The organism is Streptomyces sp. NBC_00400, from assembly GCF_036048035.1.
In the GTDB taxonomy this organism is placed as follows: domain Bacteria; phylum Actinomycetota; class Actinomycetes; order Streptomycetales; family Streptomycetaceae; genus Streptomyces.
In genome coordinates this window covers 4,825,143-4,845,715 of sequence record NZ_CP107940.1, presented here as the reverse complement: position 1 = coordinate 4,845,715, position 20,573 = coordinate 4,825,143, and the positions used below count along the sequence as shown (strand labels likewise).

At 70.8% G+C, this 20,573-nt stretch carries 18 protein-coding genes, 1 tRNA gene and 1 pseudogene; 12 read left to right on the top strand and 8 right to left on the bottom strand.

What is annotated here, in order from left to right:
- The first annotated feature begins 39 nt into the window (after positions 1–39).
- Positions 40–1,089 carry a questin oxidase family protein gene (locus OHS81_RS21230; protein WP_328386257.1) on the top strand — a complete coding sequence of 350 codons (1,050 nt, stop codon included), beginning with the start codon at positions 40–42 and terminating at the stop codon, positions 1,087–1,089.
- Positions 1,090–1,119: 30 nt separating this feature from the next.
- Here OHS81_RS21230 and OHS81_RS21225 read toward each other — a convergent pair whose 3' ends face one another.
- Positions 1,120–1,887 carry a DODA-type extradiol aromatic ring-opening family dioxygenase gene (locus OHS81_RS21225; protein WP_443058862.1) on the bottom strand — a complete coding sequence of 256 codons (768 nt, stop codon included), beginning with the start codon at positions 1,885–1,887 and terminating at the stop codon, positions 1,120–1,122.
- Between the two features lie 174 nt (positions 1,888–2,061).
- Between OHS81_RS21225 and OHS81_RS21220 the strand changes: the two genes are divergently transcribed.
- Positions 2,062–2,559 (top strand): MarR family winged helix-turn-helix transcriptional regulator, encoded by a 498-nt coding sequence (locus OHS81_RS21220; RefSeq protein ID WP_088798290.1) that lies wholly within the window; start codon positions 2,062–2,064, stop codon positions 2,557–2,559.
- Between the two features lie 278 nt (positions 2,560–2,837).
- Here the strand turns inward: OHS81_RS21220 and OHS81_RS21215 are convergent, their stop codons facing one another.
- Positions 2,838–4,373, bottom strand: coding sequence for an MFS transporter (locus OHS81_RS21215; RefSeq protein WP_328386255.1), 1,536 nt, complete (start codon positions 4,371–4,373; stop codon positions 2,838–2,840).
- 175 nt (positions 4,374–4,548) lie between these two features.
- Complete coding sequence (locus OHS81_RS21210) at positions 4,549–5,178, bottom strand: TetR/AcrR family transcriptional regulator (RefSeq protein WP_328391308.1); 630 nt, start codon at positions 5,176–5,178, stop codon at positions 4,549–4,551.
- A 532-nt stretch (positions 5,179–5,710) separates the two neighbouring features.
- On the opposite strand from OHS81_RS21210, the gene OHS81_RS21205 reads away from it, so the two are divergent.
- Positions 5,711–6,958: a M6 family metalloprotease domain-containing protein gene (locus OHS81_RS21205; protein WP_328386254.1), complete on the top strand. Its 1,248-nt coding sequence runs from the start codon at positions 5,711–5,713 to the stop codon at positions 6,956–6,958.
- Positions 6,959–7,042: 84 nt separating this feature from the next.
- On the opposite strand, the gene OHS81_RS21200 is transcribed toward OHS81_RS21205, so the two are convergent.
- Positions 7,043–7,687: a TetR family transcriptional regulator gene (locus OHS81_RS21200; RefSeq protein ID WP_328386253.1), complete on the bottom strand. Its 645-nt coding sequence runs from the start codon at positions 7,685–7,687 to the stop codon at positions 7,043–7,045.
- A gap of 103 nt (positions 7,688–7,790) precedes the next feature.
- Here OHS81_RS21200 and OHS81_RS21195 point away from each other — a divergent pair, with 103 nt between their 5' ends.
- The 4 genes from OHS81_RS21195 to OHS81_RS21180 all read left to right on the top strand — a co-directional run bounded on the left by OHS81_RS21195 (position 7,791) and on the right by OHS81_RS21180 (position 9,118).
- Complete coding sequence (locus OHS81_RS21195; RefSeq protein ID WP_328386252.1) at positions 7,791–7,955, top strand: hypothetical protein; 165 nt, start codon at positions 7,791–7,793, stop codon at positions 7,953–7,955.
- Positions 7,952–8,293, top strand: coding sequence for a hypothetical protein (locus tag OHS81_RS21190; protein ID WP_328386251.1), 342 nt, complete (start codon positions 7,952–7,954; stop codon positions 8,291–8,293). Before OHS81_RS21195 ends, OHS81_RS21190 begins: the two co-directional genes overlap by 4 nt.
- Before the next feature lie 195 nt (positions 8,294–8,488).
- Positions 8,489–8,561: transfer RNA gene (locus OHS81_RS21185), tRNA-Arg, on the top strand.
- Positions 8,562–8,797: 236 nt separating this feature from the next.
- Positions 8,798–9,118, top strand: a complete 321-nt coding sequence (locus OHS81_RS21180; protein ID WP_328386250.1) for a GYD domain-containing protein — start codon at positions 8,798–8,800, stop codon at positions 9,116–9,118.
- Between the two features lie 180 nt (positions 9,119–9,298).
- Here OHS81_RS21180 and OHS81_RS21175 read toward each other — a convergent pair whose 3' ends face one another.
- Entirely contained in the window at positions 9,299–9,895 is a 597-nt protein-coding gene (locus OHS81_RS21175; RefSeq protein ID WP_328386249.1) for a hypothetical protein, read from the bottom strand.
- A gap of 126 nt (positions 9,896–10,021) precedes the next feature.
- Between OHS81_RS21175 and OHS81_RS21170 the strand changes: the two genes are divergently transcribed.
- The 3 genes and pseudogenes from OHS81_RS21170 to OHS81_RS21160 all read left to right on the top strand — a co-directional run bounded on the left by OHS81_RS21170 (position 10,022) and on the right by OHS81_RS21160 (position 13,125).
- Entirely contained in the window at positions 10,022–12,136 is a 2,115-nt protein-coding gene (locus tag OHS81_RS21170; protein ID WP_328386248.1) for a toll/interleukin-1 receptor domain-containing protein, read from the top strand.
- A gap of 13 nt (positions 12,137–12,149) precedes the next feature.
- Positions 12,150–12,329 (top strand): annotated as a pseudogene (locus OHS81_RS21165) (aldo/keto reductase); the annotation flags it as partial.
- A gap of 499 nt (positions 12,330–12,828) precedes the next feature.
- On the top strand, positions 12,829–13,125 hold the full coding sequence (locus OHS81_RS21160; protein ID WP_328386247.1) for a hypothetical protein: 297 nt from the start codon (positions 12,829–12,831) through the stop codon (positions 13,123–13,125).
- A 206-nt stretch (positions 13,126–13,331) separates the two neighbouring features.
- On the opposite strand, the gene OHS81_RS21155 is transcribed toward OHS81_RS21160, so the two are convergent.
- A complete protein-coding gene (locus tag OHS81_RS21155; RefSeq protein ID WP_328386246.1) occupies positions 13,332–15,431 on the bottom strand; it encodes a SpoIIE family protein phosphatase in 2,100 nt (699 codons plus the stop codon).
- 216 nt (positions 15,432–15,647) lie between these two features.
- Here OHS81_RS21155 and recQ point away from each other — a divergent pair, with 216 nt between their 5' ends.
- The gene (gene recQ / locus OHS81_RS21150) at positions 15,648–17,729 is read left to right on the top strand and encodes a DNA helicase RecQ (protein WP_328386245.1); all 2,082 of its coding nucleotides are present in this window, start codon (positions 15,648–15,650) and stop codon (positions 17,727–17,729) included.
- A 158-nt stretch (positions 17,730–17,887) separates the two neighbouring features.
- Here the strand turns inward: recQ and OHS81_RS21145 are convergent, their stop codons facing one another.
- Both OHS81_RS21145 and OHS81_RS21140 read right to left on the bottom strand, forming a co-directional pair.
- Positions 17,888–19,162, bottom strand: a complete 1,275-nt coding sequence (locus OHS81_RS21145) for a sensor histidine kinase (protein WP_328386244.1) — start codon at positions 19,160–19,162, stop codon at positions 17,888–17,890.
- Positions 19,159–19,911 carry a hypothetical protein gene (locus OHS81_RS21140; protein WP_328386243.1) on the bottom strand — a complete coding sequence of 251 codons (753 nt, stop codon included), beginning with the start codon at positions 19,909–19,911 and terminating at the stop codon, positions 19,159–19,161. Before OHS81_RS21140 ends, OHS81_RS21145 begins: the two co-directional genes overlap by 4 nt.
- A 365-nt stretch (positions 19,912–20,276) precedes the next feature.
- Between OHS81_RS21140 and OHS81_RS21135 the strand changes: the two genes are divergently transcribed.
- Positions 20,277–20,564 (top strand): hypothetical protein, encoded by a 288-nt coding sequence (locus tag OHS81_RS21135; protein ID WP_328386242.1) that lies wholly within the window; start codon positions 20,277–20,279, stop codon positions 20,562–20,564.
- The last annotated feature ends 9 nt before the right edge of the window (positions 20,565–20,573 follow it).

The following is a 20,573-nucleotide window of genomic DNA, read 5'->3' as shown; positions in this document are numbered from 1 at the left end:
CCCGTTACGCCCGCCGCCGCGCCGACCTAGTCTCCAGCCATGGATACGACGAGCGGCACACTCGACGAAGCCCTGCTGCGCCTGCACACTTCCGGCCCCGAGTTCAGGGGCTATCTGAGCAACCACGGACCGATGGCCGTCGAAGCCCTGGTCCACAACGGCCAGGCCCACACCGTCCACCGCTGGCTCGACGGCTACACGGACAAGCTGGAGAGCGTCCCGAGTGCCCGTGCCCGTATCACCGAGGCCAACTGGCGGGAGGCGCTGGGCGATTCGAGCCGGGTCACCGACTGGACCGCGTACTTCACCCACCAGGTCGCCGAGCGGCCCTGGCGCGAGCTCCTCGCCGAGTGGTGGCCGCGCCTGCTGCCCGGCATCGCGGGCGCCGCCACCCATCCGGTGATCCGTGTGGGCCACGCCGTACGCAGCCTTCTGACGGAAGGCGAGGACGCCGCACGCACCGCGGAGTTCGCCCACGCCCTCGGCTACTGGGCCGCCCGGCACCTCCCCCTGCCCGCCGCCGTGCGCCCCACGGGCGGCGCCACTCCGTCCGAGGCGCTGGCCGCCCTCCCCCGCGTCGCCGACCAGCACGTGACGCCGGTGCGGGGCTACGCCCAACTCCCGGACACTGCGGACTGGTTGAGCACCACCGAGTCCTTGCACGTGCCCGATGACCCCGAAGCCGTACGCGAGGGCCTGACCGCACTCGTACGTGCCGCCACCCTCAACTACGCGGACTACGGCCATGGGAACGGCATCATGCTGGTGCATGCCGCCACTGCACCGAACGCGGTGCTGCGCACCCTGCCCGCGCTCCCCCGCGAGCTGTGGGCCGGCTCGTTCGCGGTGGCCTGGGCGGCGACGTCGGCGGTCACCGCCATCTACGCCGCCGACACCCCGCTCCCGGCACCGCACGCCGGCTCGGTCACGCCCGAAGAGGTCTTCGAGCGGGCGGTCGCCAACGGCAACGAGCATGCGATCAAGTTCGCCGACACCGCCCTGGACGTGGCCGCGGCCTCCGAGGAGGGCGACACCCGCGCCCTGTCGGCGGCCCTGAACGCCCTCGCGCTGATCGACCAGGACGACTGACGGACGACGGGAGACCCGCCCCCGCCCCCCTCAGCCGAACTGCACCGACCGCTTCGCCAGCCCCTTCCAGAACCCGTCGATCACACTGCGTCCACGGTCCAGCTGGGCATGGGCATCCGCGGCCCCCAGGGTCACGAACAGCGGGGCGAAGTGCTCGGTGCGGGGATGGGCCAGCCGGCCGGCCGGCGCCTTGTGCGCGAAGTCGAAGAGCGCGTCGAGGTCCTGGGCCTCCAGGGCCTGGCGCCCCCAGTCGTCGAACTCCGCCGACCACGCCGGCGGACCGCCACCGTCGTGCCGCAGCGCAGCCAGATTGTGCGTGAAGAAGCCGCTGCCGATGATCAGTACACCCTCCTCGCGCAACGGTGCGAGCTTGCGCCCGATCGCGTGGAGCCGGCGCGGATCGAGGGAGGGCAGGGAGATCTGGAGCACGGGGACGTCGGCGTCCGGGAACATCTCCACGAGCGGCACATACGCACCGTGGTCGAGCCCCCGGTCGGGGATGTCCACCACGGGCATGCCCGCCGTCCGCAGTGTTGTGCGTATCCGCTCGGCCAATTGCGGCGCCCCGGGGGCCGGGTATCGCACCTGGTAGTAGTGCTCGGGGAAGCCCCAGAAGTCGTAGACCAGCGGCACGGTCGTGGTGGCGCCGAGCGCGAGCGGCGCCTCCTCCCAGTGCGCGGAGACGATCAGCACGGCCCGGGGGCGCGGCAGCTGTGCGGACCAGGCGGCGAGCTGGCCCGGCCACCACGGGTCGTCGGCGAGCGGCGGCGCACCATGACTGAGATAAAGAGCCGGCATTACGGACATCGCGCCCCCACGGCGTCACACTGGTCAGTAGTCGGTGCGCGTGACGCTTCGGCCGGCACACCCCGATGCTTGAAGGTTCAAGCGTCGGCTCCAGGGTAACCCGGCACGACAACCCGGCGTTGTTAAATCTTAAATAACTCTCCGAGTGGTGAGAGAGTGGATGGTATGAGCATCGAACCCGCAACTGAGCCACGTTGGCTCAGCGACGAGGAGCAATTCGCCTGGCAGTGCTACCTCCACGCCACCACGCTCCTGGAGGATCACCTCGACCGCCAGCTGCAGCGGGACGCCGGGATGCCGCATGTCTACTACGGCCTGCTCGTCCAGCTCTCCCGTGCACCGCGGCGCCGGATGCGGATGACCGAGCTGGCCCAGAACGCCAAGATCACCCGTTCCCGGCTCTCGCATGCGATCGCGCGGCTGGAGCGGAACGGCTGGGTGCGGCGCGAGGACTGCCCGTCCGACAAGCGGGGCCAGAACGCCCACCTCACGGACGAGGGCATGCGGGTCCTGGAGAAGGCCGCCCCCGGGCATGTCGCCGCCGTACGCGCCGCGATCTTCGACCGGCTCTCCCCGGAGCAGATAGGTCAACTGGCCGAGATCTGCCAGGTCATGACCGAAGGGCTGCAGCCGAAGGGCGCCGACCTCCCCTGGCTCCGCTGACCGGCCGGCAGAGCCGGAGAAGGCCGGCCGCCGTGGGGCGGCCGGGGCTGCGCGCGGATGCGCCGGGCCAGTGAGGCCCGGCGCATCGATGAGTCAGGTAGGAATGCGGTAAGAGCGCGCGGCGGGGGCGGCGGAGGCGGCGGTAGGTGTCGTCGGACCCGCCGGCACACGGACCCGCCGGCACACGGACCCGCCGGCACACGGACCCGCCGGCACACGGGCCACCGGCCCATGAGCCGGGGCCCACGAGCCCGCGCGGCCGCCCCGCCACCGCGGGATCAGTGCGCCATCACCGGGACGGGCACCTCGTCCTCATGAGCCGCACCCGCGCCCGCGCCCTCGCCGTCCGCCGAGGAGGCCACCGGCCGGCCGCCCCCCGGCCGCCCGGTGTTGATGAAGGTGAAGGCGATCACGCCCGCCAGGGCCAGGATGCCGACCGCCCACCAGATGGCGGTGGTGTAGCCGTGCACCATCGCCTGGAGCTTGAGGAGATCGAGCGAGCGGGCACCGGCCGCGTGCGAGGTGGCGTACGCGGTGGTGGCGCTGGCCGCGATGGTGTTCAGCAGGGCCGTGCCGATCGCGCCGCCCACCTGCTGCGAGGTGTTGACCATCGCGGAGGCGACACCGGCGTCCCGCGGCTGGACCCCGTGCGTGGCCAGTGACATGGCCGGCATGAACGCCGTACCCATGCCGAGCCCCATCAGCAGGAAGCCGGGCAGGATCAGCGCCGGGTAGGAGGTGTCCAGGTCGATCTGGGTGAGCACCAGCATGCCGAGCGCGGCGACCGTGAAGCCCGGCGCCATCAGCAGCCGCGGGCGGACCCGGGTCATCAGCCGGGCGCCGATCTGCGTCGAGCCGGTGATCATGCCGACGATCATCGGCAGGAAGGCCAGACCGGTCGTGACCGGCGTGTAGCCCTTCACGATCTGCAGGTAGTAGGTCAGGAAGAGGAAGAGACCGAACATGCCGATCACGGCCAGGCCCAGCGACGCGTAGATACCGGCGCGGTTCCGCTCCGCGACCACCCGCAGCGGCAGCAGCGGAGCCTTCACCTTGGACTCGACCAGCACGAACGCCAGCAGCAGGACGGCGGCCGCGGCGAACAGCCCGAGGGTCCAGCCGGCCAGCCAGCCGTCGGACTCGGCCCGGGTGAACCCGTAGACCAGCGAGACCAGGCCGAGCGTGGCCAGGATGACGCCGGGGACGTCCAGCCGGGAGGGGTTGCGGCTCCCCGCGGGCTCGCGGATGACCAGGAAGGCGCCGGTCGCGGCCACCGCGGCGAACGGGATGTTGACGAAGAAGGTCCAGCGCCAGTTCATGTACTCGGTCAGCACCCCGCCGAGGATCAGGCCCACGGCGCCGCCACCACCGGCGATCGCGCCGAAGATGCCGAACGCCTTGGCGCGCTCCTTGGCCTCGGTGAAGGTCACGGCCAGCAGCGACAGCGCGGCCGGCGCCAGCAGCGCACCGAAGACACCCTGCAGCGCACGCGCGCCCAGCAGCATCTCCTGGTCCGCCGCGGCCCCGCCGAGCGCGGAGGCGACCGCGAACCCGACGAGCCCGATGATGAAGGTCCGCTTCCGCCCCCACAGGTCGGCGACGCGCCCGCCGAAGAGCAGCAGCCCGCCGAAGGCCAGCGCGTAGGCGGTGATCACCCACTGCCGGTTGGCGTCGGTGATCCCGAGATCCTGCTGTGCGGAGGGCAGCGCGATGTTCACGATGGTCGCGTCGAGAACGACCATCAGCTGGGCGAGAGCGATGAATATCAGCGCTTTCCAGCGCCGGGTATCGACGTACGGGGCGGTTTCAGGCATGGCGGGATCCACCTAGTGGTGCAGTGAGCGAACAGGAGCGAAGTACGGGACGTGCGGAACGAAGACGTGCGGTAAGACGTACGGGACGCGGTAAGACGTGCGGGACGAAGTACGGGACGTGCGGGAGATACGGGGTGTGCGGGACGCGTCAGCCGGATACGGCGCGCGGCCCGGTCTACGAGCGGCGCCTCAGGTCGTCCAACGTGGCGGCCGAGCCGGGAAGTTCGGAACGGGCGGGCGCCTGCAGACCGTCCAGGAACAGCTGCAGATGACGGTGTACGAACTGGTCGAAGTTCGCACATTTGCTGCCCGGCAGCGGCCGGGTGAGCTGGGTGAGCGCGACCATCAGATCACCGACGGCGAGGTCGGTACGCAGTTGGCCGCTGTCGCGCGCGGCACCCATGACGGCCTCGACGGCCGCTTCCAGGCGTTCGCGCGCCGCGAGCAGATCGGGGTGGTCCCGGTCGACGCCGTCGGAGAGCAGCGGGCACAAGGCTCCGATCCGCTCCTCCACCGCAGCGTGGACGAAGCGCCTCAGCGCTTGGAAAGCATCGGACTCCTCGGCGAGGGCACTCTCCGCGCGGTCCGCGGTACGGGACATGACGGCGAGCGTGACGTGGTGGATCAACTCCAGGCGATCCGCAAAGTGACGATAGAGCGTCGCATTGCCGACACCCGCGCGTCGAGCGATTTCGTCGAGCGGGACCTCGGGCCCGAACTCGACCATCGTCTCGCGGGCGGCCGTAACGATCCGCTCCCGGTTGCGCAGCGCATCGGCCCGCAGACGGGGCTGCTGCCCCTCCATCCCGGCCTTCCCGGTCTTCGCGCATGCGGCGACGGCAGTCACGGCAGCTCACTCCCCTCCACTCTCGGCACTTCCTGAAGGCCCGGATTCCCGGACGCGCGTCGCCCGGCCCGCCCAGCCCGCTCAGCCGGGTGACCGACTACCGACGAGGCCGGTCGGCCGACGAAGCCGGCCGGCCCACAGTCACCTGGCCGGGCAACCGACCGGGACCCACGCGAACCGGGGAATTGTTCCCCGGTCCCTCCGGACGTCTGTTTAAACGGGGACCCCCTCCCCGGATATTTCATGACCCCGTGTGACCTGAAGCACACTCACCCCGCCCACCCCCGACACGCCCGACCGTCAGCAGCCAGGCCCGACCGGCCCGGCCCAGCGAAGTCCGGCCGGCCCAGCGCAGTCCTGACCGGCCCAGCGCATCCCAGCCCGTCGATCAGCCCCGACCGGTCCAGCCGCGACCCATCCGGCCCCGCCATGACTCCAGTTGACGTAACCCCGCGCGCGAGCGATCACCCGTCAACACAAGGTGATCGATATGAAGCACAAGGTATCCGCGGTTCTGGCCGTCGGCGCCGCCACGGCGGCCGCGGCCATAGCGCTGGGCTCACCGCCCAGCGCCGTCGCCATACCTACCGCGCCCGGCGCCTCGCCGAGCGGCCCGTGCGCCCTGCGCGGCATCAGCGACGACGTCGCCGAATCCGCGGACACCCCCGCCGGCTACGCCCGCTCGTCCGGCGTCGTCAGGGCGCTCACCCTCTTCATCGACTTCCCGGACGCCCCCGCCACGCTGTCCCCCCGCGCCCGCTTCGCCGAATTCTTCCCGGCCGCGACGGACTACTTCCGCACCAGCTCCTACGGCAGGCTGACCTACCACCCCCTGCCGCTGTTCCGGTGGATCCGCATGTCCCGCCCGCTCGCGGCGTACGACATCGGACGGGGCGCCAGCTTCGACCCGGCCTCGGACGACGGCTATCACGCCCTCTCCCGGGAGATCGTCCGCGCCGTCGACCCGATCGTCGATTTCCGTGACTACGACGTCATCAACGTCATCGCCACCCCCAACGCGGGGCCGCCCGCGACCCGTACGGTCCTGTCGGTCACCTTCAGCGGCGGCGACATGGGGCTGAAGACCGCCGACGGGGTGCCGTTCCGGAACGCGTCCTTCATCTGGAGCCGGCAAACCGGGGTGAGCGCCTTCCGCGTGCTCAACCACGAGAACGCCCACAGCTTCGGGCTGCCCGACCTCTACTTCACCGACGACCGCGACGCCCCGCCCCCGGTAGGGCACTGGGATCCGATGGACGAGGACTGGGGGCCGAGCAACGACTTCGTCGGCTGGCACAAATGGAAGCTCGGCTGGCTGTCCGCCGATCAGGTGCACTGCGCCCCACGCCGCGGAACGCCCGGCGAACACACCCTCACCCCGGTCTCCACCCCCGGCGGCACCAAGATCATCGTCATCCCGACCTCGTCCCACACCGCCCTGGTCGCCGAGGCCCGCACCCGCAGCCCGCTCGACCCCACGGTCTGCCGTCCGGGGATCCTCCTCTACCGCGTCGCCACCGACGTCCCCTCGGGCCGCGGCCCGATGCGCATCGTGGACGCCACCCCGCACAGCGACGGCTGCTACCAGGACAACAAATACGTCGACCCGGAACTGACCGACGCCACCTTCCTCCCCGGCGACACCTATACGGACCGTCACAGCGGCGCCGCCGTCACCGTCCTGACGGAGAACCCGGACGGCACCTATCGCGTACGGGTGACCCCGGCACGCGCCTGACGAAGACCCACGAACCCCACCACCCGCCCGCCGAAGTCAAGCGCACCGCACAAGCAGCCCCCGCCCCACTCCCCCCTCTCCCCGCTACTCCCCCCGCCCCTCCTCCCGCCAGTGCCGCCGCCCGATACTGATCAGCCGCAACTGCCTGCGCGCCACCTGCACCACCTGCCCGGCCGCCCCCTCGACCCCGTCCGCATCCGCGTCGAGCAGCGCCGCGGCCGTCGTCACCAGCCGGTCCACGTACAGCTCCGCCAGCATCCGCACATCGTCATCGCGCCACCCTTCCGACACCGGCTGGGACTTGAGCGCCGCCGCGACCTCCTCCGCGAACCGGTCCATCTCATCCGCGATGGCCTGCCGTACGGCCCGTACGCCCCCGTGCCGCTCGCGCGCCACAAACCTGATGTGCAGCGGATAGCGGCGCACGTGCTGCTCCACGACCGCGACCGTACGATCGATCCGCTCCTCGGCCCCGTCCTGCTCGGCCAGGATCGCCCGCACCATCGCGTGCAGGCTCCCCAGCGCCTCCTCGACCAGGGCGACGCCCAGTTCACCCATATCCCGGAAGTGCCGGTAGAACGCGGTGGGGGCGATCCCCACCACCCGCGTCACCTCGCGCAGCCCCAGGCTGCTCAGGCTCTGCTCCTCCAGCAGGCCGAGCGCCGCATCGAGCAACGCCTGACGGGTCTTCTGTTTCTGGGCCTGCCGGACTCCAAGACTGTGACTCATGTCATCCAGTAAACAACCGTTCTCCGAACTACTCCACCCGTGGGCAGTCGTAGACTGGAGGAACTGAGTGAACAACTGTCCTCTGGAATCGGAAAGGAAGATCATGCTCTTCCTCGTCGCAGCCCTTCTCCTGATGGGGATCATGCTGGGTACCGCGGCACACCTCCCCGTCCCCGTCACCCTCGTCGCGGCCGCCGCCATCGCCGGCTGGCTGCTCGTCTTCTTCCTCCGCGAACGCCGCCACCACGCCGAGGTGACGTCCCGATGACCACGCTCAGCGAAGCCGGCACGACCTCGCCGACGACGACCTCGCCCGCGACGGCCACGGAAGCCAAGGACCCGCGCCGGTCCACCGCCCGTCCCCGCCTCCGCCCCCAAGCGGACGGCATGGCCGTGGCCTCCTTCATCCTCGGCCTGCTCGGCACCCTGGTCCTGAACATCCTTCTCGGCCCCTGCGCCCTGGTCCTCGGCGGCCTGTCCCTGGCCCGCGGCACCACCCGCCGCGGCCGCGCCCTCCTGGGCATCACCCTCGGCGCCGTCGACCTGCTCCTCCTGGCCCTCCTCACCAGCGCGGACGGCACCCTCAGCTGGCACATCGGCGGCTGACACCCCGCCCCGGGCCGCCGCTACGCCAACCGGCCCGGCAGCAGCGCACCACACGATGGCGGTGGTCACCTCGACCACCGCCATCAGCACATCCCGCCCCCTCCACCCCACCACCAGGCCACGCCCGCCCCCTCATCCCCAACAGAAGCGAACTACAGCGAACGCATCAGCTACCCTGTCAGGGGCTCAGGCCTTGCCTCCGTAGCTCAGGGGATAGAGCACCGCTCTCCTAAAGCGGGTGTCGCAGGTTCGAATCCTGCCGGGGGCACAGCAGAAGGGGCCGGTCCAGGAGGGTTTCCTCCCGGGCCGGCCCTTAGTCGTGTCAGGGGTCTGCCCTACGTGTGCCGCTGCGTCCGCTACGTCGACGTGGAGTCGGCTGCCGCCGGCAGGCCCCCACCGCATTGGCGTCTAACGGGTGAATCAGGCCATTCGGTGCGTGGCGGCCGGTGCGACAGCGGGAAGGCCCTCTGCACACCGGACATGCGATGGGCAGGGAGCGTCCCGATGCCGAAGTTTCTGATCCAGGCCACCTATACGTCCGAGGGCACCAAGGGGCTGCTCAAGGAAGGCGCGAGTGGGCGCCGCGCTGCCGTCGACCAGGTCGTCACGGCCCTCGGCGGGAAGGTCGAGTCCGTGTACTTCGCCTTCGGAGAGGACGACATCGTGCTCATCATCGACCTGCCCGACCCGGTCTCCATGGCCGCCATCAGCCTCACCGTCAAGGCGAGCGGGGCCCTGCACACCCGGGCCACTCCCCTCCTCACCGTCGAGGAGATCGACGAGGCCGCCCGTCGGCAAGTCCCCTTCCGCGCCCCCAGCGTGTAAGGGGAGGGTGGGGGTCGTCCCCGCCAGGCCGAGGACGTCACACGAGGCTTCCACTACAGGTGCCCGCACTCCAGGTTCCCGCCCTTGACCGAGGGCTTGTCCTAGGGGTTGTCCGAGCGGTTCTCCGTAGACCCGGCCGAAGGCGGCTACCGGCGACGACAGGTGAGCGACGACCGCTGCCTACGTGGGATTGCCGCTCGTGGGCGAGCCGGCACCTCCGCTTTCTAAGCCCCCCCCCGGCTGATTCGGGATGCGGGGTTGTGCGGGGGCCAAAAGGTCGGCGGCTCCCGCTACTTCTGCGAGGACGCGGGCCAAGTCCGTCAAGGTGTGCCGGGCCAGGCGCAGTTGTTGCCGTAGCTCGGCTTCCTGCTCCCACTCCTGTTCGTGCTGCTGCGGGGCGACTCCGGGCAGTCTCGCCGCTTCGTGCTCGGCGAGGGCGGGGTGCCAGCGGGTCAGGAGGGGGCGCACGACGGCGTTGAGGACGGTGACCGCGAGCGAGCCGAAGGTGATCTCGCCCTGCCTGCTCCGGGGTGCGACATCGGGACCGTAGCGGCGCAGAATGTCACGGGTGGTGTGGAACAGCGTGTACTGCGACGACAGCGCCTCTCTCAGGACGCCTTCGGACGGGCCGAGTTCGACCACGCTGACCCGGGTGATCAGTTCGACGTAGAGCTCCCAGGCTGCTTTCCGCTCCGCGTCGTCCGGGCGCCAGGTACCGCTGATCTCCCCGACGAACGGTACGGAGAACTTGACGGCAACCTCCGCCGGCCGCCCCATGCGCTTCCGCCTCGGCACGCCATCCCCCCACGTCGTGTCGCACCCACCGACCGGGCCGCCACGATACTGGACGGAATCTCCGTTCGGGCACACTACGTCCGGGCACGGCAACGGGAAAGGACTGGCATGGATCGGCAGCAACGCGAGGCGGAGTGGGATGTCTTCGTCAGCTACAGCCGGTCCGACGCGGACCTCGTGGTCCCTCTGGCCCGTGCCCTGCGCCACCGGGGGCTGCGCGTCTTCGTGGACGACACCGCGGTCGAGGATTTCGCCGGCATCACGACCACCATCTCCCATGCCCTCGCCCGCTCGAAGGCGCTGCTCGCGCTGTATTCGGAGGAGTACCCGCGGCGACGCGCCTGCCAGTGGGAACTGACCTACGCGTTCCAGGCCGGGCAACGCGAAGGGGACCCCCGCCGGCGCATCCTGATCATCAATCCGGAACGCACCGCCGACCACGTCCATCCACTGGAACTGCGCGACGCCCGCCACTGGCCCGGCATCCGGGGAGAAGGAGCCGCCGGCCTTCTGGCAGCCCGGGTCTCTTCGTATGTCGACGAGCTCACGGGGCCGTTGGGCTGTGCTCCCGGTCCGGCCCAGCCGACGTGGCTGCCCGCCCCCATGCCGTCCGGCTCACGATGGTTCACCGGGCGCCTGGCCGAGCAGTGGCACCTGCACACGGCCCTGCACCGCCACCGTGCGCCGCTCGTCTCCCAGGCCGGCCAGGGACGTGCTGCGGTCGTGCGGGGGATGCCCGGTATCGGCAAGTCGCTGCTGGCCCAGGAGTACGCCCTGCAATTCGCCTCGTCCTTCCCCGGCGGGGTCTACTGGTTCGACCTGCACACGACCGCTCCCGACGCAGCCGATCACACGCTGGACTGCTACTTCCGCCAGGTGCGCACCGTGGCGTCAGCCTTCGGCATCCGTACCGACACCGAGTCGTTGCCGGCTCTGCTCAGTCACCTGGCCCTCGTGCTGGGCGAACGCAACCTGCCTTTCCTGTGGGTGCTCGACGGAATTCCTGACGGGCTCTCCCACGAACAACTCGCGCTCCTGTACGGACCGCACATGCTCGCGGCCACGCTTCTCACCACCCGGTCTCGCCACTACGGCAGGTCCGCGGAGCCGCTGGACCTGGGCCCGCTGCCCGGTCCGGATGCCTACGACCTCCTCATCTCGCGCCGTCGGCCCACGAGCCGGAAGGAGCAAGAGGTCGCCATGGACATACTCGACGATCTGGGCGGGCACCCCGTCGCCCTGGACCTGGTCGCCGAGCGGATGGCTCATGAGAATGCGGCGCGCTTGCGGCGCCTGCTGCACAGCAACAGCACCGATGCCCTGCTGCGCTGGGAACGTGCGACCTCCTCCGGCCGCTCGGTGACCCGGCCCCCGCTGCCGTCCGCTCTGCTGCCGCGCAGCATCAAGACGCGCACCCCGGCCAATGATGTGCTGCGCATGCTGGCCGTGGTGCATCCCACCGCGCTGGGCGAGGGCCCCATGGAGCAGACCTTGTCCCGCGTCGACGGGCTCCGCCCCGCCGAAGCGGCGCACCGCGTCGCCGAGGGGACGGACAACCTGATCGGTGAGGGCACCGTCCGGCCGCCCAGCCCCGGCGACCACGCATGGAGCATCCACCCTCTCGTCGCGCGGGCCGTGCGGCGTCACGACGAGGACATCACACGGCAGGAAGACCTGCGTCAGGCTTTGCTCAGCGTCCTCGTGGAATCGTGGAAGGCTCCTATGCTGGAGGCTCGAAGCGCTCCGACTACCTCGCAGGAGTCTCCCGTGCGTTCCCAGCCGCCGCCCTCTTCCCACGACGTGGAGCGGGTCGTCGCATTCGACCTTCAGGTCGAGTTGGCGCTGCGCGTCGGAGTACAGCCGCTGGCCGACGGCCAGGGCTCTCTCCGAGAGGCCCTCACCTCACTCCACTCCGTTTTCACCACCGCACGGGACGGCCTCCACCGCCTCGGCCCGCAGGCCTCTGCCTCCCGCCTGCCGCAACTGGTCGCCGGCCTCGTCAATGACCTGCTGCGCCCCTTCCTCAGCACATGGCACCCGGCGCTGGAAGTCCATGAAGCCACCCGGCCCGTCACCATGAGCAGCATCGAGCACGAACGCAACTGGGAACGAGCCGCAGAGATGCGCGGCGCCCTGGCCGCCTTGCGCGAGCCCCTTACCGACATCACGGTCAGCCTGGGGGAGCTCTCGGGAGCCGATCTGCTCACCGCGGTCGCTGAATGAAGGAGGCTTCCCGCTCGCCGAGACCGCGTTGCGGTTCGTGCTGAGTTCGACGGCGGTTTCCACCGTCATCCCCGGAATGCGCAGCGTACGTAACGTCGAGCGCAATACGGCGGTGAGCGACGGGCGGCCGCTCACCGCTGAGCAGCTGGCCGTTCTGGCCAAGCACCGGTGGCAGCGCAACTTCTACGCCTGATCTCCGACGACCGCCACCGGAGGCCGTGCGCGCCCGCTGGTACCGAGGCCTCCCCTGCTGCGCACGGCCCCCGTTGACGGTGGTGTTCGCCGCCGCCCGTCATGCTGCTTGCCTGTCCTACTGCATGGCGCCGGTGGTGGGAGCTGCCGTAGTGGGAGCTGCCGTAGTAGGAGCAGCCGTAGTAGGAGCAGCCGTAGTAGGAGCAGCTGTGGTAGGAGCCGCCGTGGTGGGCGGCGCCGTGGTGGCACCGCCTACCGTGAGGCCGCCAACCATGCCGCCCAGCGTGGCACCGGTCACCGTGCCGCCCACCGTGACACCGCCAACCGTGGGGACACCGGTCACCGCGCCACCGCCCTGGGTCGCCTGACCCTGGGTCGCCTGACCCTGGGTCGCCTGACCCTGAGTGGTCTGGCCCTGGGTCGCCTGACCCTGAGTCGTCTGACCCTGAGTCGTCTGACCCTGGGTCGCCTGACCCTGAGTCGTCTGAGCGCCTACCGTCGTGCTGGCGCCGGTCGTCGTGGTGGTGGCGCCCGTAGTGGTGGCGCCGGTCGTCACGCTGGTGCCCGTTGTCGTGGTGGTGGCACCCGTGGTGGTGGCACCCGTGGTGACGCCTCCTGTGCCGCCGCCACCGCCGCCGCCCCCGCCACCGACGAAGACGCAGAGCCTCGGGTTCTGGACGACCCTGCCGTTCCGTACGTTCACCACGATGAGCTTGCCGGTATTGGGGTCTCTGAGGAACTTGCAGAGCAGGCTGGGCGCCGCGCTCGACGATGTCGAGGCGGTCTTCGCTGTCTGAGGTGCCGCCTGCACGCTCATCACGCCACCCGTGCCAACGAGCGCCACTGTCAGGACGGACGCGCCGATCACACTGGGTAGGTGTTTCCGGATGCGCTTCACCATGATGCCTCCTTAGGGCGGACGGCCTGCGTGGGTATCTCCTTCAGCGTGGAAGGCCGACCATGGCTCCGGTGTTGGTCGGGCGTGACCCTGCCGTGACGCCGCTCAGGCCGGGGTGGGGGGAACCGGCCCTTCGAGCCGTAGGGGACGGGCGATGAGGACGGCGACGTCATCGTGGTCGTCCGGGTCGCGGAGGGCGTCGAGGAGGCGGTCGCAGGTGTCCTCCAAGGAGCGGTCGGGGGTACCGAGGAGGCGGAGGAGGAGATCCAGGCGCGCGTCGATGGGCTGGTGGCGGGTCTCGACCAGACCGTCGGTGTAGAGGACCAGCCGGTCACCGGGGTGCAGGGGGAAGCTGGTGGCCTCGAAGGGGACACCGCCGACGCCGAGGGGTACGCCGGTGGGCAGGTTGAGGAGTTCAGGGGGCTCGCCGGTGCGGATCAGCACCGGGGGCAGGTGGCCGGCGATGGCGATGTCGCATACCGCGCGATGCGGGTCGTATACGGCGTACGCACAGGTGGCGTAGTACTCCAGCCCGACGGTGATCTTGTCGATGTGCCGCAGTACGTCGCTCGGCGGGATGTCGAGGTCGGCCAGGGTGGAGGTGGCGGTGCGCAGACGCCCCATGGCGGTGGCGGCGTTGATGCCGCTGCCCATCACATCGCCCACGACGAGGGCGGTCTTGTCCGCGGCCAGGGGGATGACATCGAACCAGTCGCCGCCGACTTCGCTGGTGGTGCCGGCGGGCTGGTAGCGGGTGGCGATCTCCAGGCCCGTCCGGTGCGGCGGGCGGCCCGGGAGCAGGCTGCGCTGCAGGGTCACCGCCGTATTGCGCAGGCTCTGGTACAGGCGGGCGTTGTCGATGCACACCGCGGCCCGGTCGGCCAGTTCGGCGGCGAGGGTCAGGTCGTCCTCGTCGAAGGGCAGCGGGTTGCGGGCGCGGCTGAGACACAGCGCGCCGAGTACCTCGCCGCGGGCGATCAGTGGCGTGGTGAGGTAGCTGTGGATGCCGGCGCGGGCCAGCAGGGCGGCGGCCTCGGGGTCCCGCGCGATACGCGTCAGGTCCCGCTCGTCGACGTGGGAAACCAGGATGGGACGGCCCGTGCGCACGCATTGGGTGACCAGCCGGTCGGGCCCGTAGCTGGCGAGCCGGCCGGGGGGATCGGCGGCGCGGACCGCCTCGGTCGGGTGGGCGGCGCGCACCGCGAGGGCACGGAACAGCGCATGGTGGTCGCCGGGTGTGGTGGGGCGGCGGTCGTCCAGGACGGAATCCAGGACATCCACCGCCGCCACGTCGGCGAGCTCGGGCACGGTGACGTCGGCCAGTTCGCGGGCGGTCCGTTCCACCTCCAGCGTGGTGCCGATACGGGCGGTGCCGTCGGCGATGATGGCCAGATGCCGGCGGGCGCGTGCCGTCTCGGTGGCCTCACGGTGCCGGTCGGTGACATCCACGATCAGGCCGGCCACCCCGAGAATCCGCCCGCCGGGATCCTCGAGCCGGTAGCAGGAGACGGACCAGGCGTGCTCGTTCTCGGGATCGGCGGGGGTACGCCCCAAGGTGTACGCATCGACCAGGGGGCTGCCGGTCGCCAGCACCTGCCGCAGCGCGGCCTCGAGCGCGTCGAGGTCCATCAAGGGCAGCACCTCGCGGACCGACCGGCCGAAATGGTCCCCGGCGGGAACACCGTTCATCCGCTCCAGCGCCGGGTTGACGGCCAGGTAGCGCAGGTCGGTGTCGAAGACGGCCACGCCGATCGGGGACTGCGAGACCAGCCGCGTGGACAGGGCCACATCCCGTTCCACCTGCCGCAGGACGGCCTCGTCGGTGGCGATCCCCAGCGCATAGAGGTCACCCCGGACGTCCATCAGCCGCATGTTGCGGAACTCCACGAGCCGGGTGCTGCCGTCCTTGTGCCGGATGGGGAACGCGCCGGCCCAGCTGCTGCCCGTGCCCATCACCTCGGCGAAGAGTCTGATCACCAGGTCCAGATGCTGTTCATGGACCAGCAGCCGGCCCGCGTACTGGCCCAGGGCCTCCTTCGCGGTGTAGCCGAACAGCTCCTCGGCCTGCGGGCTCCACAACACGATGTGCCCGTCGGAGTCCAGCACCACCGCCGCGACGCCGAGCAGATCCAGCAGCCCGCTGCGCTGCGGCGGTCCGGCGTCCGGCTGATCGCCCACGGATCCGAAGGGGCCGGCTGTCCTCATCCCAGGCACTCCCTCCGCCTGTGAGCGCGGCACGCGCCAGGCTGCGGCCTGTGTCCCCTGCACCTCGCAGTGCCTCCATGGTGCCCCGGACCCGGGCGACCTCGCAGGGCGTGCGGGCGGGCCGGCACGGCACGCGGCCACGGACCGGGTGTCCGGAGCGAGGGGAGTTATCCACAGGGTCGACGGCGACCCCCGCGGAACTCGTAGGCTTCTGGAATGGCTCTGGCGGACGTGGAAATGGTCGTGGACATGGATGTGGAAGGCGCTTCGGACGCAAGCGAGGCGGTGCAGGTACTGCGCCGGGTGTTCGGGTACGAGTCGTTCCGCGGCAGTCAGCAGGAGATCATTGAGCACGTCATAGGGGGCGGGGACGCGGTCGTCCTGATGCCGACCGGTGGCGGCAAGTCGCTGTGCTATCAGATTCCCTCGCTGGTCAGAGGCGGTGTGGGGGTGGTCGTCTCACCCCTGATCGCATTGATGCAGGACCAGGTCGATGCCCTGCGGGCGCTCGGGGTGCGGGCCGGGTTCCTCAATTCGACACAGGATCTGGAGGAGCGGCGGCTTGTCGAGGCCGAGTTCCTGGCCGGGGAGCTGGATCTGCTGTATCTGGCGCCCGAGCGACTGCGGGTCGAGCAGACGCTGAACCTGCTGGACCGGGGGAAGGTCTCGCTCTTCGCGATCGACGAGGCGCACTGTGTCGCGCAGTGGGGCCATGACTTCCGGCCGGATTACCTGGCGCTGTCGATGCTGCACGAGCGCTGGCCCGAGGTGCCGCGGATCGCACTGACCGCCACGGCGACCGAGGCGACGCATACCGAGATCACCTCCCGGCTGCGGATGGCGGACGCCCGGCATTTCGTCGCGAGCTTCGACCGGCCGAACATCCAGTACCGGATCGCGGCGAAGAGCGAGCCGAAGAAGCAGCTGCTGGAGCTGCTGCGGAACGAGCATGCGGGGGACGCGGGGATCGTCTACTGCCTGTCGCGGGCCTCGGTCGAGAAGACCGCACAGTTCCTGGTGGAGAACGGCATTGCGGCGGTGCCGTATCACGCGGGGCTCGACCCGCGGACGCGTGCCGAGCACCAGTCCCGCTTTCTGCGTGAGGACGGGCTGACGGTGGTCGCCACGATCGCGTTCGGGATGGGCATCGACAAGCCGGATGTGCGGTTCGTGGCACATCTGGACCTGCCGAAGTCGGTGGAGGGCTACTACCAGGAGACGGGGCGCGCGGGGCGTGACGGGCAGCCGTCGACGGCCTGGCTGGCCTACGGGCTGCAGGATGTGGTGCAGCAGCGGAAGATGATCGACGGGTCGGAGGGGGACGAGGCGCACCGGCGGCGGCTGTCGGCCCATCTCGACGCGATGCTGGCGCTGTGCGAGACGGTGCAGTGCCGGCGGGTCCGGCTGCTGGCCTACTTCGGACAGGAGAGCAGCACATGCGGCAACTGCGATACGTGCCTGGCCCCGCCGGAGACCTGGGACGGCACGGTGGCCGCACAGAAGCTGCTGTCCACGGTCGTCCGGCTGAAGCGCGAGCGCGGGCAGAAGTTCGGCGCGGGCCAGATCATCGACATCCTGACGGGGAAGAAGACCGCCAAGGTCATTCAGTTCGATCACGACGGGCTGAGCGTCTTCGGAGTGGGGGACGACCTCCGGGACACCGAATGGCGGGGTGTCGTACGGCAGTTGCTGGCTCAGGGGCTGCTCGCCGTCGAAGGTGATTACGGCACGCTGGTGCTCACGGAGGCGAGCGGCGAGGTGCTGGGCGGCCGGCGCGAGGTGCCGATGCGGCGGGAGCCGGAGAAGGCGGCGCGGGCGGCCAAGGCGAAGACGAAGAGCAAGCGGGCAGCACCGGCGGACCTGCCGGAAGAGGCCCTGCCGGTCTTCGAGGCACTGCGCGGCTGGCGGGGGCGTACGGCCAAGGAGCAGGGCGTACCCGCGTATGTGATCTTCCACGATGCGACGCTGCGGGAGATCGCCACGGTCCGGCCGACGAGCACGGCCGAGCTCGGCGCGGTCAGCGGGGTCGGCGAGAACAAGCTCGCGAAGTACGGAGCGCAGATCTTGGATGTGCTGGCGGGGCGGGAGACCCCCGGCGGAGGGGGCGCCGGCGGAGAGGACGCCGGCGCGTCAGCGGCGGGCGCGGCAACGGCGGGCGCGGCAACGGCGGGCGCGGCAACGGCGGCCGGGGCTGCCGGGGCGGCCCGGCCGAGCAGGGCGCCTGGGGGTGCTCCCCTGGGGCCGGAGCCTGACGACGAGGAGGCGTTTCCGGAGCCGCCGGATGACATTGACTGGTAGCCGGACGGCGGTGAGTGGTAGCCGGACGGCAGAGATCGGTATCGCTGGGACGGCCGGGTGGCTGAACGGCTGAACGGCCGGGTGGCTGACGGGCCCGCTCCACCGCACCGGTGCGGTGGAGCGGGCCGGGGAGCACGGGGAACGGGTCAGGCAGCGGGTCAAGGAACTCGGGGGGCGGCATCGGGAAGCCGGAGGATCGTGCGGGCGCCTCCGTCGGGCGCGTTGGTGAAGCGGAGGTCGATGCCCAGGACGGCGGACTGGCCGACGGCGATGGTCAGGCCCAGGCCGTGGCCCCTTCCGCGGCCCGGGGCGTCGGTGCGGAAGCGCTGCGGACCGTAATCCTGGAGGTCGGCGGAGTAGCCGGGACCGTGGTCGCGTACCACGATGGCGGCCGGGCCGCCGGGCGGGGCGTCGACGGTGACGACGACCGGGGGCCGGCCGTGCCGGTGCGCGTTGATGACGAGGTTGGCGAGGATGCGGTCGAGCCGGCGGCGGTCGGTCTCGACCACCCTGTCGGCGGCGATCCGCACGACGGTGTCGAGGCCGGTGGCGCGTACGGAGCCTTCGACCAGCGTCCCGAGGTCGTAGGCGTCGATGTCGGCGCGCTCGGTGCCGGAGTCCAGCCGGGAGATCTCCAGCAGGTCCTCGGTGAGGCGGTGCAGCGCCCGCAGCCGGTCGTTGATCATCTCCTTGGGCCGGCCCTCCGGCAGCAGCTCGGCCGAGGCGAGGATGCCGGTGAGCGGCGTCCGGAGCTCATGGGCGACATCAGCGGTGAAGCGCTGTTCCGCCTGGAGCCGGCTCTGCAGGGAGCCCGCCACCGAGTCCAGCGCCGCGGCCACCGCCGCCACCTCGTCCTGCCCGGCAGAGCCGCCGCCCGGCGCCTGATCCGCGCCGCTGCCGACCCGGGCGTCCAGGTCGCCGGCGGTGATACGGCGCGCGACCGCCGCCGTGGTGGCCAGCCGCCGGCTGATGCGCTGGGCCAGGAACAGTCCGGCGAGGGCGACGGCCGCGGCGGCGAGCACGGCAGAGCCGAGGATGGCGGTGTCGAGCTTGTCGAGGGAGCGATGCGTGTTGCCGTAGGGCGACCAGACGGCCATGACGTGGCCGTCGGCCGGCGCCGCCGCCCACATGACGAGGCGGCCCCGATACGTACCCACCATGGTGCCCTGCTGACCGGAGCGCGCCAGCCGGCGCAGCTCGGCGGGTAGTTGGGGCGGGTCGAGGAGGGAGTTGAGGCCTTCGCGTGAGGTGCCGTACTCGAAGAGGTCCAGGGCGGTACTGAGGTGTTCGCTGGTCTCCTTGCGGACCTGGCCGACGGTCTGGCGGGCCACCGCATTGTGGACGAGGACCCCGAGGACGGCGGCGACCGCACAGCTCACCGCCATCACGGTCAGCGCGATCTTCCAGCGGAGGGAGACCGCCGGGCGTTTCATGGACTGCCGCCGCCGGCCCGTGGGGTCTGGGAGGTGCGGGCGTCATCGAGGGTGAGGTTCCACAGACTCATCGAATCGCCGTCCCAGAGATAGTCGGTGACGCTGACGTACCGGGGATCCTTGGTGGGCTCGCGGATGGCGAGATGCCCGGCCGCCAGCTCGACACCGGCCAGCACCCCGCGCAGCACGAGCACCCGGGTCACCACCGCGCCCCGGACGCTGTACACCCGCAGCTCACTGTTGCGAGGGGTGAGGTTGACGGCCATGAGCAGGTCCGGTTTGCCGTCGCCGGTGAGGTCGTGCAGCTCGGGACGGCGTACCGCCTTCGGGGCGGGCGGCTTCCCGCCCTGCGCGGCGATGTCGGCGTTGAGGACGGCGAGCGGGTTCGCGTCCGCCATGCTGCCGCCGGGGATCCGCGGGACATGCGGTACGGGCACCAGGGCCGCCGGATTCTCGTCACGGCTGGGCGGAGCCGGCGAATAGTCCGGCCACAGCACCAACGGCGCATCCACATCCCGGGCTCGCCCCTCGCTCTGCAGCCCCTCCACGCCCGCGCATCCCGTCGCGAGGAGGGCGAGCGAGGTGAGGGCGGCGAGGACGGAGAGGACGGAGAGGCGGGAGCGGCCGGAGAGGCCGGAGAGGCCGGAGAGGGCAGAGAGAGCGGAGAGGACGGAGTGAGCCGAGCGGGCGATGAAAGGGGAGCGGGCAAAACGGTGGGTGCGCGCCGTGCCGGGTCGCAGCCGTCGCATATCGTCGCCACCGCCTTCACGCCTCCGCACCTTCACGCCCTGCGCCTCCGCACCTTCACGCCCCGCGGAGCCGGCCACTCGGCGTGATCATTCGATGTGACCACTCGCACGGAAAGCGCCAGATATACGGACGTAACCTGACACCAGGCTATCCAAGACGATGAGGAACAGAATCTTTGGATCGGCCATTCCGGCAGCTTTGAGCGCCTTTGCCCCACCGGGCGGGCGTTCCTTCACACGACCGCTCCCAGAGATCACAGCGACTGTTACACAACGTACGGATTACCGTTAAGGACGCTCCGTAGCGTGCTCCTTAGTCACCACGCCCCTACGGCGGCACGAGCCGCCCACGACGAGGAGTACCCATGCGGGCCCAGCTCCGCTCCATGATCCGTACCGCCACCGTCGCGACCGGTGCGCTGGCCGTCCTGCTGCTTCCCGCGGGCGCCGCCTTCGCCGCCGACTCCACCGCGCCCACGGAGAGCCGGACATCGATCATGCTGCCCGACAACGGGCTGGCCGGACTGGCCGAGAAGGCCGGCCATCTGCCCAGGGCCGGGGTGATAGGCGGTGCGGGTGCGCTGGGCGTGGCCGGCGCGGTCATCGCCGTGCACCGTCGGCGCCACGGCAGCCGGGGACGCCAGGAGGCTTAGGCCTGTCTT